At 66.8% G+C, this 16,637-nt stretch carries 11 protein-coding genes; 4 read left to right on the forward strand and 7 right to left on the reverse strand.

All coding sequences use genetic code 11. The annotated features are described in order from the left end of the window. The first annotated feature begins 5 nt into the window (after nucleotides 1–5). On the forward strand, nucleotides 6–1,844 hold the full coding sequence (locus EV674_RS11140; RefSeq protein ID WP_119012676.1) for a hypothetical protein: 1,839 nt from the start codon (nucleotides 6–8) through the stop codon (nucleotides 1,842–1,844). Nucleotides 1,845–1,895: 51 nt separating this feature from the next. Beyond that, nucleotides 1,896–2,741: an HAD family hydrolase gene (locus EV674_RS11145; RefSeq protein ID WP_119012675.1), complete on the forward strand. Its 846-nt coding sequence runs from the start codon at nucleotides 1,896–1,898 to the stop codon at nucleotides 2,739–2,741. A gap of 155 nt (nucleotides 2,742–2,896) precedes the next feature. Here the strand turns inward: EV674_RS11145 and EV674_RS11150 are convergent, their stop codons facing one another. From EV674_RS11150 to EV674_RS11160, 3 genes are all read right to left on the reverse strand, one after another. Beyond that, complete coding sequence (locus EV674_RS11150) at nucleotides 2,897–3,862, reverse strand: Bug family tripartite tricarboxylate transporter substrate binding protein (protein ID WP_119012674.1); 966 nt, start codon at nucleotides 3,860–3,862, stop codon at nucleotides 2,897–2,899. A 168-nt stretch (nucleotides 3,863–4,030) separates the two neighbouring features. Further along, nucleotides 4,031–4,474, reverse strand: a complete 444-nt coding sequence (locus tag EV674_RS11155) for a hypothetical protein (RefSeq protein ID WP_374761670.1) — start codon at nucleotides 4,472–4,474, stop codon at nucleotides 4,031–4,033. 2 nt (nucleotides 4,475–4,476) lie between these two features. After that, complete coding sequence (locus tag EV674_RS11160) at nucleotides 4,477–10,614, reverse strand: excinuclease ABC subunit UvrA (protein WP_119012673.1); 6,138 nt, start codon at nucleotides 10,612–10,614, stop codon at nucleotides 4,477–4,479. Between the two features lie 268 nt (nucleotides 10,615–10,882). On the opposite strand from EV674_RS11160, the gene EV674_RS11165 reads away from it, so the two are divergent. After that, complete coding sequence (locus EV674_RS11165) at nucleotides 10,883–11,191, forward strand: DUF485 domain-containing protein (protein WP_119012672.1); 309 nt, start codon at nucleotides 10,883–10,885, stop codon at nucleotides 11,189–11,191. Then, nucleotides 11,188–12,924 (forward strand): cation acetate symporter, encoded by a 1,737-nt coding sequence (locus EV674_RS11170; RefSeq protein WP_119012671.1) that lies wholly within the window; start codon nucleotides 11,188–11,190, stop codon nucleotides 12,922–12,924. The genes EV674_RS11165 and EV674_RS11170 overlap by 4 nt, the downstream gene beginning before the upstream one ends. 266 nt (nucleotides 12,925–13,190) lie before the next feature. On the opposite strand, the gene EV674_RS11175 is transcribed toward EV674_RS11170, so the two are convergent. From EV674_RS11175 to EV674_RS11190, 4 genes are read right to left on the reverse strand one after another with little or no spacing between them, the layout of a single operon-like run. Further along, nucleotides 13,191–13,874 (reverse strand): 3'-5' exonuclease, encoded by a 684-nt coding sequence (locus EV674_RS11175; protein ID WP_119012670.1) that lies wholly within the window; start codon nucleotides 13,872–13,874, stop codon nucleotides 13,191–13,193. 13 nt (nucleotides 13,875–13,887) lie between these two features. Further along, nucleotides 13,888–15,708: a DUF294 nucleotidyltransferase-like domain-containing protein gene (locus tag EV674_RS11180; protein WP_119012732.1), complete on the reverse strand. Its 1,821-nt coding sequence runs from the start codon at nucleotides 15,706–15,708 to the stop codon at nucleotides 13,888–13,890. Nucleotides 15,709–15,717: 9 nt separating this feature from the next. Further along, entirely contained in the window at nucleotides 15,718–16,359 is a 642-nt protein-coding gene (locus EV674_RS11185) for a 2-hydroxychromene-2-carboxylate isomerase (protein ID WP_119012669.1), read from the reverse strand. Next, a complete protein-coding gene (locus EV674_RS11190; protein ID WP_119012668.1) occupies nucleotides 16,356–16,631 on the reverse strand; it encodes a DUF1289 domain-containing protein in 276 nt (91 codons plus the stop codon). Before EV674_RS11190 ends, EV674_RS11185 begins: the two co-directional genes overlap by 4 nt. Between the last annotated feature and the right edge of the window lie 6 nt (nucleotides 16,632–16,637).

A 16,637-nucleotide genomic window follows, 5' to 3' on the forward strand; every position in this document is an offset into this window, starting at 1 on the left:
CGACCATGATCCACCACTTCCGCCACGGGCTGCGCCGGGCGCTGTTGCTGGCGCTGCCCACCCTGGCCATGGCGCAGACAGCGCCTCCATCGCGCGCCCCTTTCATCATCGCCCCCACCGTCGAGGGCTTGATGGCCTGCGATGAGGCGGCCCAGAACCCGGCCTTCCTGACGCTGGACCAGGTACTGGCAGAGTGCCAGGCGCGCAAGGCCCACGGCGCAGCGGCGCTCCGGCGCCTGCTGGACACGCTGGAGCCCGGCGGCCCCGAGGGGAAGGTACAGGTGGGCTACACGGCCACGCTGGAGCTGCTCAAGCTGTACCGCCACACGCCCAAGGGTTGGGTGATAGACGATGCCAAGGTCAGCGCGCTGCTGGATTTGATCGCCCAGGTGCCCCGGCCCGTGGTGCTGTACCTGTCGGCGGGGCATTTCGACTCGCAGGGCCCCATCGTGGCCGAGCTGGAAAAAGACCCCGCCAACTGGATGCAGCTGGCCGATGGCAAACCGCCCGCGCTGGGCTATTTTGGCTACCGCATCCTGCCCTACACACTGCGCACCGACGCCAGCATCCCCGTCAACCGCTACCGTTTTGAGGCCCTGCGCTACGTCGCCCGGCGCGTCAAGGCGCTGCCCAAGGCGGTGCAAGAGCGCATCGTGGCGTTCACGCTGGCGGGCGAGCTGCACCACCTGTTCCCCGATTTTGAAAACGGCATGGGCGCGTTCCAGAACATCCGCGTCACCGATTACCACCCGGCCTCGGTGGCCGACTTCCGCCGCTGGTTGGCGCGCGAATACGGCAGCGTGCAGACCCTGCAAGAGCGCACCGGCCTGGCCTACCCCGACTGGCAGGCCGTGCCCGCCCCGTCCAAAGACATCCGCACCGAGCGATTGGCCTCGTTTGGCGAGCACTACGACGCCTTTGCCGATGGCACTCTGCCGCTGTCGGGCTGGCTCTGGGATCCGCAAGGCCATGTCCAGCGTCTGGAGCTGTTTGTGGATGGCCAGCGTGTGGGGCCGGTGCCCCGGGGCCTGCACCGGCTGGACGTGTACCGGGCGGTGGACGCCATCACCGACCCCAACGTGGGCTACCGGGTGGATTACGACTACCGCGCCTTGCCTGCGGGCCACCATCTGGCGCAGATCGTGGCCACGGTGAAAGGCCAACCGCGCCTGTTGGCCCAGGCGCCTTTTGTGGTGGCGCCGCGCGACCAGAGCAAGCCACCCGACAGCAAGCCGCGCGGCCTCACCGGGCTGGCCAAGGCCGAAGGCCTACCGGGCCTGCGCACTTGGCTGGACTTGCCGCGCGCGGGCCAAGACCTGTACTACAACCCGTTGGCCCGGGACTGGAACCGGTTCCGGGCCCAGCAAGTGCGGGATTTCTTGGGCGCTTTTCATACAGTAGCCCGGCAAGCGGGCTTGCCGGCGGACAAGCTGTATTCGCACCAAATCCTGCCCGAAGTCAACGCCAGCTGGAACGCGCAGCTGTTTGCCATTGGCGACACGCTCGATGGCAGTGCCCCCTGGAAAACCGGCCTGAACCTGTACGGCGGCGCCACCGACAGCGCCTGGGTGCGCGACTTTCTGCGCCAGCGCGGTATCAGCGACTACGGCGTGCCCGAGTTCAACCCCCAGCAGTGGAAGCGCGATGGCGTGCACCGGGCGGCCCTGCAATCGCACTATGACGCGGGCGCGCGTTTTGTCAGCCCATACTATTTTTCGGTGGTGCCCCAGCGCTTCAAGGGTGGCGGTGAGCACGGCGTCAACCGCATGGAGCTGGCCCCCGACAACCCCAAAGACGGCTCCGACCGCTTCTACCGCGCCATCATCGACTTTGCCCGGCAATGACCCCTGCCGCCTGCCACCCCTGACCGTTTTGTTTTCACCCGGATTGTTTGCATGCTTGACCTGACCGACTGGCCCCTGGAAGCACGCGCCCGCATCGTGGGCGTGCTCACCGATGTGGACGACACCCTCACTACCCACGGCGCCATCACCGACGACGCCTTGCAGGCCATGGCGGCGCTGCGGGCGGCGGGGCTGTACGTCATTGCCATCACCGGGCGGCCTGCGGGCTGGAGCGAGCCCTTTGCCACCACCTGGCCGGTCGATGCCATCGTGGCCGAGACAGGTTCCGTGGCCCTGCTGCGCACCCCGAAAAATAGCAGCCAAAACGGCCTCCAGCCCAATGGGGATGGGCGCGAGCAGCTATCAAAATGGTATCTGCAAGATGCCACCACGCGCGCTGCCAACTACGCGCGCATGCAGCAGGTGGCGCAGCAGGTGCTGCGCGAGGTGCCCGGCGCGGTGCTGGCGCAGGATTCGCCCGGGCGCGAGACGGACATCGCCATCGACCACAGCGAGTTCACGCAGCTGCCGCCCGAGGCCATTGCGCAGACGCTGGCCATCCTGCGCGCGGCGGGCATGAACGCGCAGATCAGCAGCATCCACATCAACGCCAGCTACGGCACGCACAACAAGCTGGTGGGCGCGCGCTGGATCGTGCGCGAGCTGCTGGGGCGCACGCTGGACGATGAGATGGAGCGCTGGGTGTTTGTCGGCGATTCGCTCAACGACCAGGTCATGTTTGAGCATTTTCCGCACAGCGTGGGCGTGGCCAACGTGGCGCGCTTTGCGCCGCAGCTGCGCTACCTGCCGCGCTACGTGACGCAGGCCGCGCGCGGCGCCGGGTTTGCCGAGATGGCGCGGGCGATTCTGGCGGCCAAAGCGGCCCCGGGGGCGTAGCGCCGCAGCGCGCACGGCCCATGCAAAACGCCCTCGGATGAGGGCGTTTTGCATGTCAAAAGTGACCTTGAGGCCCGCCAGACGGGCGCAAGAAGCTATCAAGTCAATAGCAGTTTGGCGCCCCTGGCGGTGGCCGCAGCGGCAGCGGCAACGCTTTACTGTGGCTTGGCCAGGCCCAGCTTCTCGACCAGGGCCTTCTCGCGGGCGAAGGTGTCCTGGGCAAACTTCTGGTACTGCGTGGTGCTCATGTAGATGGGCACCATGTCGTAGCGGGCCAGGACGGATTTGTAGCTGTCTTGCTCCATGGCCTGCTTGAAGGCGTCGTGCAGGCGCTTGACCACCGCCGCTGGCGTGCCCTTGGGCGCACCCAGGCCAAAGGGCGAGTTTTGCACCACGTCCAGCCCCAGCTCCTTGAGCGTGGGCGCATCGGGGAACTTGGCCAGGCGCTCGGCGCCCCAGGTGTTGAGCACGCGCAGCTTGCCCGCCTCCACCTGCGGCGCAAAGCCGGTGGAATCGGCGGCGGCCATGAGCTGCCCGCCCAGGGTGGCCTGCATCAGATCGGCGCTGCCTTTGTAGGGGATGTGCAGCAGCTCAATGCCCAGCTTTTGTGCCACCAGCTCCATGGTCAGGTGCGGGCTGGTCATGGCGCCGGTGGAGCCGTAGCTGAGTTTGCCGGGGTTGGCCTTGGCCCAGGCGACGAAGTGCGTCCAGGTCTTGATGGGCGAATCGGCGGGCACCACCACGCCAAAGGCATAGCCCGTGAGGTTGATCACGTAGCTGATGTCCTTGACCGGGTCCCAGTTGATCTTGGTGGTGTAGGGCATGCGGAACACGCCCAGCGGGATTTGCGCCAGCGTATAGCCATCGGCCGCGCTGCTCTGCAAGGTTTGTGCGGGCAGCGTGCCGCCCGCGCCGGGCTTGTTCTCGACGATGACGGGCTGGCCCAGGATTTTGCTGGCGTTGTCGGCCAGCACGCGCATGCTGATGTCGGTGGGGCCGCCTGCGGGAAAGGCCACCAGCAGCTTGATGGGCTTGGCGGGAAAGGTCTGCGCATGGGCGCTGCCCAGCGAGAGGGCGGTCAGGGCGGCTGCGCCCCAGTGGAGGATGTTGCGACGCTGCAAAGCAGGCTCCTTGTGTGAGAAAGGGGGCTATTGGGCCCCAGACCAGCGCGTCGCGCATGCAGGAAACCCCTGAATCTGTCACTGATGCGACATGTTTTTTTAACCCGGCCCGCTGTTGGTTTTGAATGGCAAACAAGGTTGAAACGCCCGCCTGCAGAGCGCAAGCAGCTATTCTTTCCGGAGCGAATCGGCGTGCGGTGCGGGGGGCTGTTCCACGGGGTGCGCTTGCACGCTGGCGTCGCAGCCTGCGCCTGCGGCAATCCAGCGCCGCGCCAGCCAGGCCAGCGCGCCCACGGCCCAGGGGCGCGTGATGCCGGTCGCGCCACCGGGGTCGGCCACCATGGCGCACAGGTAGCGCTGCTGGGCATCGCTCCAGCGCAGCGCCACACACGGCCCGGTGCGCCGGCGCGACACCAGCATGCCCAGCGGGCAAGGCGCGTCCAGACAGCACAGGCCGCAGCCATTGCAGGGCGCGCCCTCGGGCGGCTTCGGGGGGGCGTGGGGGTGCCAGTGGACGATGGGCCCGTCCACGGGGTGGCCCGTCTGGCACTGTGACGGCGGCATGGACGGTTCAGCGCCCATGCCGGGTTGTTGCGCACCGCTTTCGGGCATCTTCACCCCCGCGCCAGCACCGGCGCCAGCGCGCAGCCGGTGTGCGTGCCCAGGCGCACCAGGTCTTCTGGCGTGGCAGCGGCCACGATGTGCCCGCCCGCCTCGCCACCTTCCGGCCCGAGGTCGATGACCCAGTCGGCCTCGGCGATCACGTCCAGGTCGTGCTCGATGACGATGACGCTGTGGCCGCTGTCCACCAGCCGGTGCAGCACGCGGATGAGTTTGTGTACGTCGGCCATGTGCAGGCCCACGGTGGGCTCGTCCAGCACGTACAGGGTGTGCGGCGCTTTCTGGCCGCGCCGGGTGACGTCGTCGCGCACTTTGGTCAGCTCGGTCACGAGTTTGATGCGCTGGGCTTCGCCACCGCTCAACGTGGGACTGGGCTGGCCCAGCGTGAGGTAGCCCAGGCCCACGTCTTGCAGCAGTTGCAGCGGGTGGGCAATGGCGGGCATGCTGGCAAAAAAGCCCACGGCCTCATCGACTTCCATGCGCAGCACGTCGCCAATGCTTTTGCCGCGCCAGCTCACGGCCAGCGTTTCGGGGTTGAAGCGCGCGCCGTGGCAGACCTCGCAGGGCACTTTCACGTCGGGCAGAAAGCTCATGGCGATGGTGCGTATGCCCGCGCCCTCGCAGCTGGGGCAGCGGCCCTCGCCGGTGTTGAAGGAAAAGCGCCCGGCGCCGTAGCCGCGCGCCTTGGCCTCCAGCGTGTCGGCAAACAGCTTGCGCACGGTGTCCCAAAAGCCGATGTAGGTGGCGGGGCAGCTGCGCGGCGTTTTGCCAATGGGCGTTTGATCGACTTCGAGCACGCGGTCAATGCTTTCAAAGCCTTGCAGGCCGGTGCAGCCGACCAAAGAAGGCGCTTGGCCCGCATCCATAGCCTCGCGCCCGGCCTTGGTGGCGCGCTGGCCCACCCAGGCGGCCACGTTGGTCAGCAGCACATCGCGCGCCAGCGTGGATTTGCCCGAGCCGCTCACGCCGGTAATCGCCACCAGACGGTGCAGGGGCACTTGCACGGTCACATCGTGCAGGTTGTGCAGATGGGCGCCGTGCAGCGTGAGCCAGCGCATGGCGGCGCGCGCTTGGGCCTCGGTCAGAGCATCGGTGGCCAGCGATGCCGCCTGTGCGGCGCGCTTTTTGGCGGCGGCGCTTTGGCGCCCGGCAGGGGCAGCGGGCGTCTCGGAGAAGGCTGCGGCAGGCTCGGCCAGCGTGGCCGCCGCCTGGGCCTGCGCGCCCACGGCAGCGCTGGCCTCGCCGGGCACCATGCTGCGCCGCGCTTGCAGCGGGTGGCGCATGGCATGCAGCAGGTAGCGGCCCGTTTGCGAGTCGGGTGCGGCGGTGATGTCGGCCACGCTGCCCTGGGCCACCAGCCGCCCGCCGCGCTGGCCCGCGCCGGGGCCAATGTCGATGATGTGGTCGGCACGGCGGATGGTGTCCTCGTCGTGCTCCACCACCACCAGCGTGTTGCCCTTGGCGCCCAGCTGGTGCAGGGCGTTCAGCAGGATGTGGTTGTCGCGCGCGTGCAGGCCGATGGTGGGCTCGTCCAGCACATAGCACACGCCTTGCAGGTTGCTGCCCAGCTGCGCTGCCAGGCGGATGCGCTGCGCTTCACCGCCACTCAGGGTGGGCGCGCCCCGGTCCAGCGTCAGGTAGCCCAGGCCCACTTCTTCGAGGAAGGCCAGGCGGCTCTCAATCTCGGGGATCAGGTCGCGGGCGATGTCGGCTTCGCGCGTGCTCAAGCTGCCCTCGGTTTGCAGTGCCTGCACCCAGCGGCGCAGGTCGCTGACGGACAGCCGTGCCAGCTCGGTGATGGCCACGCCATCCACGGCAGCATCTTTTGCATGATTTTGGCCTCCGGCGCTTGCGGGCTGTGCGCTAGCAGCTATCAATTTTGCAAACTGCGCGCCAAAGCGCACGGCCCGCGCGGTGGCGTTGAGCCGGGTGCCTGCGCAGCCGGGGCAGACCACATCGCCCACGTCGGGCGCGTCGGGCTCGGCAAAGGTTTGCTCGCGGCCTTTTTGTTCGTCGGCCAGCACCGAGTCGTCCAGCACCTGGCGCTGCGCGGCCGTGAGTTGCACGCCGGTGCCCACGCAGTCGGGGCACCAGCCGTGTTTGCTGTTGTAGGAGAAAAGGCGCGGGTCGAGTTCGGCGTAGCTGGTGGCGCAGACCGGGCAGGCGCGCCGTGTCGAGAACACCTGCAAGCGGCCTATGCCTGCCGTGGGCGTGCCCGCTTGCATCGCCTCTTGCAGGCCGTCGAGGCTGGACAGCACATGCACCACGCCCTTGCCGTGCTCCAGGGCGCGGGTCAGGGCGGTGCGCAGATCGGCTTCGTTCTCGGGCGCCACGGTCAGGCTCATCACCGGCAGCTCGATGGTGTGCTCCTTGAAGCGGTCGATGCGCGGAAAACCCGTGGTCGGCAAAAAGTTTCCATCCACGCGCAGGTGGCGGTGGCCGCGCGCGCTCGCCCAGTCGGCCAGTTCGGTATAGACGCCCTTGCGCGCCACCACCAGCGGCGCCAACAGGCCGATGTGCTGGCCCCGAAACTGCGTGAGCAGCTGCGCGGCGATGCGCTCTGCCGTTTGCGGCTGCACGGCGGCGCCGTCTTTGGTGCAGTGCTGCACGCCCAGCTTGACGTACAGCAGCCGCAAAAAATGCCACACCTCGGTGGTGGTGCCCACGGTGGACTTGCGCCCGCCCCGGCTCAGGCGCTGCTCAATGGCCACCGTGGGCGGAATGCCATACACGGCATCCACCTCGGGCCGCCCGGCCGGTTGCACGATGCTGCGCGCGTAGGCGTTGAGGCTTTCCAGGTAGCGGCGCTGGCCTTCGTTGAACAAAATGTCAAACGCCAGCGTGGATTTGCCCGAGCCGCTCACACCCGTGACCACGCTGAACTGGCCGCGCGGAATGTCTACGCTGAGGTTGCGCAGGTTGTGCTCTTTGGCGTTGACGATTTGTATGGCGTTTTTGGCCTCTGGCGCTTGTGGAATAAGCGCTTGCAGCTCACTTTTCAGGAGCGGTGCGGGGCGCTCTTGCACCGCCAGGTCGCCCAGGCCCAGCGCCTGTGCGTACTCGCGCAGGGCCGCGCCGGTGTGCGATGTCGGGTGCTGGCGCACGTCCTGCGGCGTGCCCTCGGCCACGATCATGCCACCGCCGTCGCCACCCTCGGGGCCCAGGTCAATCAGCCAGTCGCTGGCGCGGATCACGTCCAGGTTGTGCTCAATGACGATGAGCGAGTGCCCGGCGTCCAGGAGCTTGCGCAGTGCGCGCATGAGCTTGGCAATGTCGTCAAAGTGCAGGCCGGTGGTGGGCTCGTCGAACAAAAACAGCGTGCCCTTGCGCGCCAGTGGCTGGCGCGACTTGGCCTGTGTGCGCGCGGCCTCGGCCAGAAAGCCCGCCAGCTTCAGGCGCTGGGCCTCGCCGCCCGAGAGCGTGGGCACGCTCTGGCCCAGTTGCAGGTAGTCCAGCCCCACGTCGATGAGCGGCTGCAAGGCGCGGATGACTTGGGCGTCATCGGCAAACAGCGCAGCCGCTTCGCTCACCGTGAGTGCCAGCACGTCGGCCACGTTCAGCGCCACGGTGGCGCGGTGGGCGGCATCGGGTGCATCGCCCGCTGGCCCTGATTGCTCGGGCCACGCCCGTTCGATGGTCACTTCCAGAATTTCGGGGCGGTAGCGTTTGCCGTCGCAGTCGGGGCAGCGCAGGTACACGTCGCTCAAGAACTGCATCTCCACATGCTCAAAGCCCGAGCCGCCGCAGGTGGGGCAGCGCCCGTCGCCGCTGTTGAAGCTGAATTTGCTGGCCGTATAGCCGCGCTGGGCGGCCAGCGGCGCCGTGGCAAACAGCTCGCGCAGGGTGTCCCACGCGCCCACGTAGCTGACGGGGTTGGAGCGCGCGGTTTTGCCGATGGGCGATTGATCGACAAACACCACATCGCCCAGGTGGTCGGCGCCCAGCAGCCGCACAAAGCCGCCGGGCGCCTCGGTGGCCTTGCCAAAGTGGCGCAAGAGCGCGGGCGCCAGCACGTCCTGCACCAGGCTGGATTTGCCCGAGCCGCTCACGCCCGTCACGCTGACCAGGCGTTGCAGCGGAAACTGCACCGTGACGTGGCGCAGGTTGTGCGCGTGCGCGCCTTCCAGAACCAGGCGCGGCGTGGCCTCGGTCACGGGGCGCACAAAGCCCATGCCGATGTGCTTGCGCCCGCCCAGGTACTGGCCGGTGAGGGTGTCGGCGTGGCGCAGCGCCTCGGGGGTGCCGTCAAAAACGATGCTGCCACCGCGCGCACCGGGGCCGGGGCCCATGTCGATCATGCGGTCTGCGGCCAGCATGACCGCCGGGTCGTGCTCGACCACCACCAGCGTGTTGCCCGCATCGCGCAGGCGCAGCATGGCTTCGGTGATGCGGTGCATGTCGCGCGGGTGCAGGCCGATGCTGGGCTCGTCCAGCACAAACAGCGTGTTGACCAGGCTGGTGCCCAGCGCAGTGGTCAGGTTGATGCGCTGCACCTCGCCGCCGCTCAGGCTGCGGCTTTGCCGGTCCAGGGTGAGGTAGCCGATGCCGACATCGCACAGGTAGCGCAGGCGGGTGCCGATTTCGTCGAACAGCAGGCGCAGGGCCTGGACATCGCCGTTGCGGGGTGCTGGCGTGGCATGGGAGGGCAAGGCACTGAGCCGGTCAAAGAACCGGCGCAGGCGCTCAATGGGCAGGCGCATCAGGTCGTGCAGGCACAGGCCGGGCAGGGCTTCGAGCTGCGCGCGCGACCAGGCCACGCCCACGGGCATGAAGCGCTGTTCGGGCGCCAGCACGGCATCGGCGTCTTCTTGGCTGCCCAGGCGCCAGAGCAGACTGTCGGTTTTGAGGCGCGCACCGGCGCAGCTGGGGCATTCGGTGTAGCTGCGGTATTTGGACAGCAGCACCCGGATGTGCATCTTGTAGGCCTTGCTCTCCAGGTAGCCAAAAAAGCGCTGTATGCCGTACCACTGCTGGTTCCATTTACCCTTCCATTCGGGTGAGCCGGCAATCACCCAGTTTTTGTGCGCCTCGGTAAGCTGGTTCCAGGGCGTGTCGCGCGGTATGCCTTCGCGCTCGGCGTGGCGCAGCAGGTCGTCCTGGCACTCTTTCCAGGCGGGCGTCTGTATGGCTTTGATGGCACCGGCGCGCAGGGTGAGCTTGTCGTCGGGGATGACCAGGCCCCAGTCCACGCCAATCACGCGGCCAAAGCCCCGGCAGGTTTCGCAGGCGCCCACAGCGGAGTTGAACGAGAACATCGACGCGATGGGCTCGGCATAGCGCAGATCGCTGTCGGGGCAGTGCAGGCCGGTGGAGAAGCGCCAGATTTCTGGCTCGCCCCCTTCCAGCAGCCGGTACACGTTCAGCCGCCCTGTGCCACGCTTGAGCGCGACCTCGATGGCCTCGATCACGCGTGCCTTCTCGGCGTTGCCCAGACGAAAGCGGTCGGCCACCACGTCCAGCACCTTGCGCGGCCCGCTGGGCGTGGCCACTTCGCGCTCGGCCTGCACCTTGGTAAAGCCGCTGACCGACAGCCACTGCGCCACCTCCTCGGCGCTGGTGGCGGCGGGCAGTTCCACCGGGAAGGTCAGCACCAGGCGCGGGTTGGCCATGGCCCCCACGCTCCCCACTGCGTGTGGTTCGCTGCCCTCCAAGGGGGCGCTCGCCGCCTGGGGGTGGCCCGGCGGCAGCTCGACGCCGCAGCGCCGTTGCAGTTCGGCGTAAATGGTTTCGGGGGAGTCATGGCGCACCGGCTGGGCGGTTTGCCGGTCAAACAACTGCCCGGCGCGCGCTAGGAGCAGTTTGAGGTGGTCGTTCAGCTCCGTCATCGTGCCCACGGTGGAGCGCGAGCTGCGCACCGGGTTGGTCTGGTCGATGGCAATGGCCGGGGGCACGCCCTCGATCTTGTCCACGGCGGGCTTGTCCATGCGGTCGAGAAACTGGCGCGCATAGGCGCTGAAGGTTTCCACGTAGCGGCGCTGGCCCTCGGCGTACAGGGTGTCAAACACCAGGCTGGATTTGCCCGAGCCACTGGGCCCGGTGACCACGGTGAGCTCGCCCGTGCGGATGTCCAGATCGACGTTTTTCAGGTTGTGCTGGCGGGCGCCACGGATACGGATCAGGCCATCGCTCATGGGGGTTCTTTCAGGAGGAAAAGGGAAACCGGCAAACCCGCTGATGGTGCCTCAAGCCCGGAAAAACAAGTGCTGCCGATCTCCTTGGCAGGGTGCGTCCTAGGGTAATTACCAACGGGTTTCCCCTAATAAATCAAGCACTTAAATGGCAGTTTTGGGCAATTTTCGTAAGCAGTTGGTCAGACGGCGTTTGCAGAATCAGCCAACGCTTTGAAGCCGGCACGGTTTCACGGCCTGGCCTTTTACCCATTCCTGAGGAGACAACACGATGAGTGATCCGGTGGTAGACAAGATACAGCGCCATCCCAAATACCTGGAGTTGCGTGCCAAGCGCAATCGGTTAGGGGTTTTTCTGACGATTCTGATGTTGATCGTTTATTACGGTTACATCGCCCTGATTGCTTTCAATAAGCCTTTTCTGGCCCAGCCGATTGGCGCGGGCGTGACGTCGGTGGGCATTCCCATCGGCATGGGGGTGATTATTTTCACCATCGTGATCACGGGCATCTACGTGCGCCGCGCCAACGGCGAGTTCGACACGCTGACCAAAGAAATCCTGAAGGACGCTTCCAAATGAATCGCCACACAACGTACGCCAGCATCCTGCTGGCACTGGTGGGCCTGGTAGCGGCAGCGGGCGCGCACGCCGCTGGTGCCGACATGGGCCAGGCTGCCAAGCAGGCCACCAACTGGACGGCCATCGTGATGTTCGGCGCCTTTGTTGCCGGCACGCTCTACATCACCAAGTGGGCAGCGGCCAAGACCAAGTCGGCCTCTGACTTCTATACCGGCGGTGGCGGCATCACCGGCTTTCAGAACGGCCTGGCCATTGCGGGCGACTACATGTCGGCTGCCTCGTTCCTGGGTATTTCTGCGGCGGTGATGGCGTCGGGCTACGACGGCCTGATCTACTCGCTGGGCTTCTTGGTGGGCTGGCCCATCATCACCTTCCTGATGGCCGAGCGCCTGCGCAACCTGGGCAAGTTCACCTTTGCCGACGTGGCCGGTTACCGCTTCCAGCAAACCCCCATCCGCGCCTTTGCCGCTTCGGGCACGCTGGTGGTGGTGGCCTTCTACCTGATCGCCCAGATGGTGGGCGCCGGCCAGCTGATCAAGCTGCTGTTCGGTCTGGAATACTGGATGGCCGTGGTCATCGTGGGCGCGCTGATGATGGTGTACGTGCTGTTTGGCGGCATGACGGCCACCACCTGGGTGCAGATCATCAAGGCCGTGCTGCTGCTGTCGGGCGTGACCTTCATGGCCTTCATGGTGCTGGCGCAGTTCGGTTTCAGCCCCGAGGCGCTGTTTGCCAAGGGCGTGGAAGTGCGTACCCAAATTGCCGCCAACTCTGGTATGTCGGCAGAAGAAGCCGCCAAGAAGGGCTTGTCCATCATGGGCCCCGGTGGCTTCATCAAAGACCCCATCTCTGCCATCTCCTTCGGTATGGCGCTGATGTTCGGTACCGCTGGTCTGCCGCACATCCTGATGCGCTTCTTCACCGTGCCCGATGCCAAGGAAGCGCGCAAGTCCGTGCTGTGGGCCACCACCTGGATCGGCTACTTCTACGTGCTGATTTTCATCATCGGCTTTGGCGCCATCACCCTGGTGCTGACCAACCCTGAGTTTGCCGATGTGGCCAAGGGCGTGATCCACGGCGGTGCCGGTACGGCCAACATGGCTGCGGTGCTGGTGGCCAAGTCGGTGGGCGGTAACGTGTTCTACGGCTTCATCTCTGCCGTGGCGTTTGCCACCATCCTGGCCGTGGTGGCGGGTCTGACGTTGTCGGGCGCCTCTGCCGTGTCGCACGATCTGTACGCCACTGTGATCAAAAAGGGCAAGGCCGACAGCGCTTCCGAGCTGAAAGTGTCGCGCATCACCACCCTGGTACTGGGCGTGATTGCCGTGGTGCTGGGCATTGCCTTCGAGAAGCAGAACATCGCCTTCATGGTGTCGCTGGCCTTCGCGATTGCGGCTTCGGCCAACTTCCCGGTGCTGTTCATGTCGGTGCTGTGGAAAGACTGCACCACACGCGGCGCGGTGATCGGTGGCTTCCTGGGCCTGATCTCCTCGGTGGGCCTGACCATTGTGTCGCCCTCGGTGTGGGAAGCCACGCTGGGCAACCCTGCCGGTTCGGCCTGGTTCCCCTACACCTCGCCAGCCCTGTTCTCGATGACCATCGGCTTCCTGGGCGTGTGGCTGTTCTCCATCACCGACCGCAGCGCCAACGCCGCCCGCGAGCGCTCGGAGTTTGCCGCGCAGCAAGTGCGTTCGGAAACCGGTTTCGGTGCATCGGGCGCATCGGGCCACTGAGTCCATTCCCTCGGGAGGGTGCGATGCACCCCCGGCGCAGCGGGCATACCGCTGCGCCACTTCCCCCCCCCCCAAAAAAAAAAGCCGGGCCGCAGCGCCCGGCTTTTTTGCATCCGCACGCATCTCGATACCGCAGCCAGGCCGCGCTGGGATTGCGCAAAATGTTATTAAAAAGATAGCCATTGGCGCCCATTCTGCGGGCGCTTGAGGCTCTTTTGGCTTGGGTTTTTCTGGCCGCCCGCTGCGCGTGCGGCAGCGGTGCAGGTTCAGTGCCCGTGGTGCAGCTGGCGCAGCTTGATGAAGGCCAGCGCCGCCATCACCGCATCGTTGAGCGCGTCGTGCGCATCGCGCCGGGGCAGTTGCAGGTCGGCCATCAGCGTGTCAAAGCGCAGGTCGATGTCGGCGTTGTCGTGCTGCTGGTAGGGCGGCAGCTGGCGGAATTTGTGGTCGTAGTACAGCGCCGAGATTTCGATTTTGGGCTGGGGCAGGCCCACGCCCAGCAGGGGGCGGATGGCGCGTTGCAGCATCGCCACGTCAAATTCGAGGTAGTAGCCCACCAGCGGGCGGCTACCGATGAAGTGCAGCAGCTGGCGCATGGCTTCGTCCAGCGCCAGGCCCTGGGCCACGTCGCTGCTGCGCAGGCGGTGGATGCGCACGCTCTCTGCCGACACGCCCTTGTCGGGGCGTACCAGCAGTTCCAGGCGCTGGCTGGTCAGGATGCGCTGGCCGACGATGCGCACGGCGCCAATCGAGATGATTTCGTCGCTGCGCACGTTCAGGCCGGTGGTTTCGCAGTCCAGCGACACCCATTCATCGGGCGGCGGCGGGTCGAACAAAAAGGCAAATGCCGGGTCGGTGAGCTGGCGCAGCTGCCATTGGCGCTGCACCGATTGCCACCAGCGCCGTGGCCCCGTGGCGGGGGCGAGGGAGGTGGGCAGGGCGGTGGTCATGGGCAGGCCCCGCTCACAGGGCGTCCAGGCGGAAGCGGTGGTGCAGCAGCACCTTGAAGCGCTTGACCACCGACAGCGTGTCTTTGAGCAGGTCGCGCTCCAGGCTGCTCAGGCGCTCGGGGGCGACTTCGCCGCTGACAGCGCGGCCCGTGTCCAGCTCGGCCAGGCCCGCTTTGAGGCGCAGGCCCATCAAAAAATACAGGCTCTCGGTCAGTTCATCGCCCTGGGCGCTGCTCAAGGTGCCGTCTGCCACCAGCGCGGCGATGCGATCGGCCGTGCTGGTGGGCGCCACGCGCTGGGCCAGCGCCAGGCTGCGCACGCCGTGCACGATGGGGAAGATGCCTTCTTTTTTCAGGTTCAGGTGCTGCGCCCCATCGCTGCGCGCCAGCCAGCGGTTCCACCAGCTGGTGCTGCTGCCAAAAGCTTCCACGGCGGCGGCAAAGCGGCCCAGCATGGCATCGCTGTCGGTGGCCAGCGTGACCAGGCGCTCGCGCACAGCGGCCAGCAAGCTGGCATCACCCGCCACGGCGTGGGCGTCCATGAAGATGGCCAAATGCATCAGGCTGTCGGCATCGGGCAGCAGCAGCCACTGGCGCGCCTTTTGGCCAAACTCGCTGGCACTGGCGCGCCACTGTGGGTTGCTCACCATGATATGGCCGGGGCATTCGGGGTAGCCAAAGTCGGCCAGCGCCTGCGAAAAGCGCTGGCAAATGGCCTGCAAATCGTCGGGCGGCTGGTAGCCGTCGCGCAGGATCAGGCCGTTGTCCTGGTCGGTTTTCAGCAGTTGCTCGCCACGCCCCTCGCTGCCCATCACGAACAGGCAGCTGTGGGCCACCAGCTCGGGCGGCGCCACCATGGCCCAGGCGCGCTCAAACAAGCGGGCGTTGAGCTGCTGCACCAGCGTGGTCATCAGGCTGATGCGGGTGCCGCCCCGGTAGAGCAGCGCAATCAGCCGTGTGATCTGCGCTGCGGCCTGCGCCAGCGCGGGCAGGTCGCTGGCCTGCTCGATCTGCACCGTGATCAGGTGCGAGTGGTTGGCCAGAAAGCTGAACAAATCCAGCGCCTCCAGAATGCCGCGCACCTGCCCGGCCTCGTCCAGCACCACCAGCCGGTGGATGCGGCTGCGCAGCAGCTGGGCCATGGCGTCGCCCAGCTGGTCGCTGGTGCGCACCGTGACCACCGGGCTGCTGGCCAGCTCGCCCACCGCCAATTGCGCCAGCGGGCGGCCATCGAGGATGGCGCGCTGGAGCGTGGTGTTGCTGAAAATGCCCGTCGCCCCGCCAGGCAGGCCCGTGACCAGCACGCTGGTGGTGCGCTGGGCCTGGAAGATGCGCACCACCGAGATAATGTCGGTCTGTGCGTCCACACTGTGCGCCGGGCGCAGGTAGGCTTGATCGACGCGCGCCAGCGTGAGCGATTGCAGCTCGTGCTGGTCGCCGCGCTGGGCCAGTGTGCTGAGTTTGTGCCCGATGTCGGAAAACAGCAGCGCGCCAAAGGTGGTGTTGCGCGCAATCAGTGTGTTCACCGCCTCGTGGGTGAGCTGGTAGGCCACCACTTCTTCGGCGGCCACGAAGCGGCTGCTGACGCGCCCGGCCACCAGCCCCCGGCCATCAAAGGTGTCGTCGGGGCCATAGGTGGCCAGCACCTCGTCGCCCTCGGTCTGCGTGACGTAGCCTTTGATGAGCACGAACAAATGCGTGGGCACCACACCCACATCGAGCACCACGGCGCCCTCGGGGAAGTAGGCAATATCGACGTTTTGGCGCACCAGCCCGCGCTCGTCGGGCGTCAGGCAGTCAAAGGGAGAAGCGGCAAAGTTGAAGGCGTTGGGCATGGCGCCCATTCAACCCGGGATGCCTTTCTCCACGCTTGCAGCGGCGTCCCAGCCGGTGGCAAACCAGGCATCGCCCTCCAGATAGGCGCGCAGCATGGGCAGGCCGTCGAGCCCCCAGAACAGCTTGCCATCGACCTCGAAGGCGGGCACGCCAAACACACCGCGCGCGGCAGCGGCATCGGTGTTGCTGCGCAGCAGCGCCTTGGCGCGCGCGCCGTCGTCGTCGCCGGGCTGCACCTGCGGCGCCAGCGCCTGGGCCAGTTGCTCCAGCCGCGTGGCGTCCAGTGCGTCGTGCCCGCCTTGCCAGACATGGCGCAAGAGCGTGCCCGCTGTGAAGCGGTTGATGCTGCCGTCGTGGCTGCACGCCAGCGCCTGGCGTAGCAGCGGCAGCGGCTTGAATGGGTGGCGCGCGGGCATGTGCAGCGGCACGCCCAGCGCGTGGCCCAGCCAGGTGACATGGCGGTACGTCCAGTCGCGCTTGGGCGCAATGCCCGCCGGGCCGGGGTTGCCCTGCTGCTGTAGCAGCGCGCCCAGCAGCACCGGGCGGTATTCCACGCTGTAGCTCAGGCCCTCCAGCGCCTGCGGCAGGCGTTCAAACGCCAGCCAGGCGTAGGGCGAGACAAAGTCGAGGTAGAAGGTGATGTGCTTCATGCGTTCTCCTGGGCGGCAGGTACGGGCGCAAAGGCCACCCCCGCGCGCTGCGACAACTGCGTCCAGATGGACAGGCGCTGCGCCCGGTCGGCCCCGGCCCAGGCGCGGATCTCGGGGATGGTGCGAAAGCACCCCTCGCAGTGGCTGCGGTCTTCGGTCATGCGGCACACCGAGATGCAGGGCGAGGGAATGTCCTCGTCAGAATTTGGGTCAAAATAGCCCGCAGCGCGCAGCAGTTCTGCGCGAGCAGCTATTGGTTTGATAGCGTTCATGGTCAA

Origin of the sequence: Simplicispira metamorpha, assembly GCF_004341365.1 — a bacterium.
GTDB lineage: Bacteria > Pseudomonadota > Gammaproteobacteria > Burkholderiales > Burkholderiaceae_C > Simplicispira > Simplicispira metamorpha.

What these genes read in the sequence shown, in the direction of transcription:
- EV674_RS11140 (WP_119012676.1), top strand. Translation starts at nt 6, where the DNA reads ATGATCCACCACTTCCGCCACGGGCTGCGCCGGGCGCTGTTGCTGGCG.
- EV674_RS11145 (WP_119012675.1), top strand. Translation starts at nt 1,896, where the DNA reads ATGCTTGACCTGACCGACTGGCCCCTGGAAGCACGCGCCCGCATCGTG.
- EV674_RS11155 (WP_374761670.1), bottom strand. Translation starts at nt 4,474, where the DNA reads ATGCCCGAAAGCGGTGCGCAACAACCCGGCATGGGCGCTGAACCGTCC.
- EV674_RS11160 (WP_119012673.1), bottom strand. Translation starts at nt 10,614, where the DNA reads ATGAGCGATGGCCTGATCCGTATCCGTGGCGCCCGCCAGCACAACCTG.
- EV674_RS11165 (WP_119012672.1), top strand. Translation starts at nt 10,883, where the DNA reads ATGAGTGATCCGGTGGTAGACAAGATACAGCGCCATCCCAAATACCTG.
- EV674_RS11170 (WP_119012671.1), top strand. Translation starts at nt 11,188, where the DNA reads ATGAATCGCCACACAACGTACGCCAGCATCCTGCTGGCACTGGTGGGC.
- EV674_RS11175 (WP_119012670.1), bottom strand. Translation starts at nt 13,874, where the DNA reads ATGACCACCGCCCTGCCCACCTCCCTCGCCCCCGCCACGGGGCCACGG.
- EV674_RS11180 (WP_119012732.1), bottom strand. Translation starts at nt 15,708, where the DNA reads ATGCCCAACGCCTTCAACTTTGCCGCTTCTCCCTTTGACTGCCTGACG.
- EV674_RS11185 (WP_119012669.1), bottom strand. Translation starts at nt 16,359, where the DNA reads ATGAAGCACATCACCTTCTACCTCGACTTTGTCTCGCCCTACGCCTGG.
- EV674_RS11190 (WP_119012668.1), bottom strand. Translation starts at nt 16,631, where the DNA reads ATGAACGCTATCAAACCAATAGCTGCTCGCGCAGAACTGCTGCGCGCT.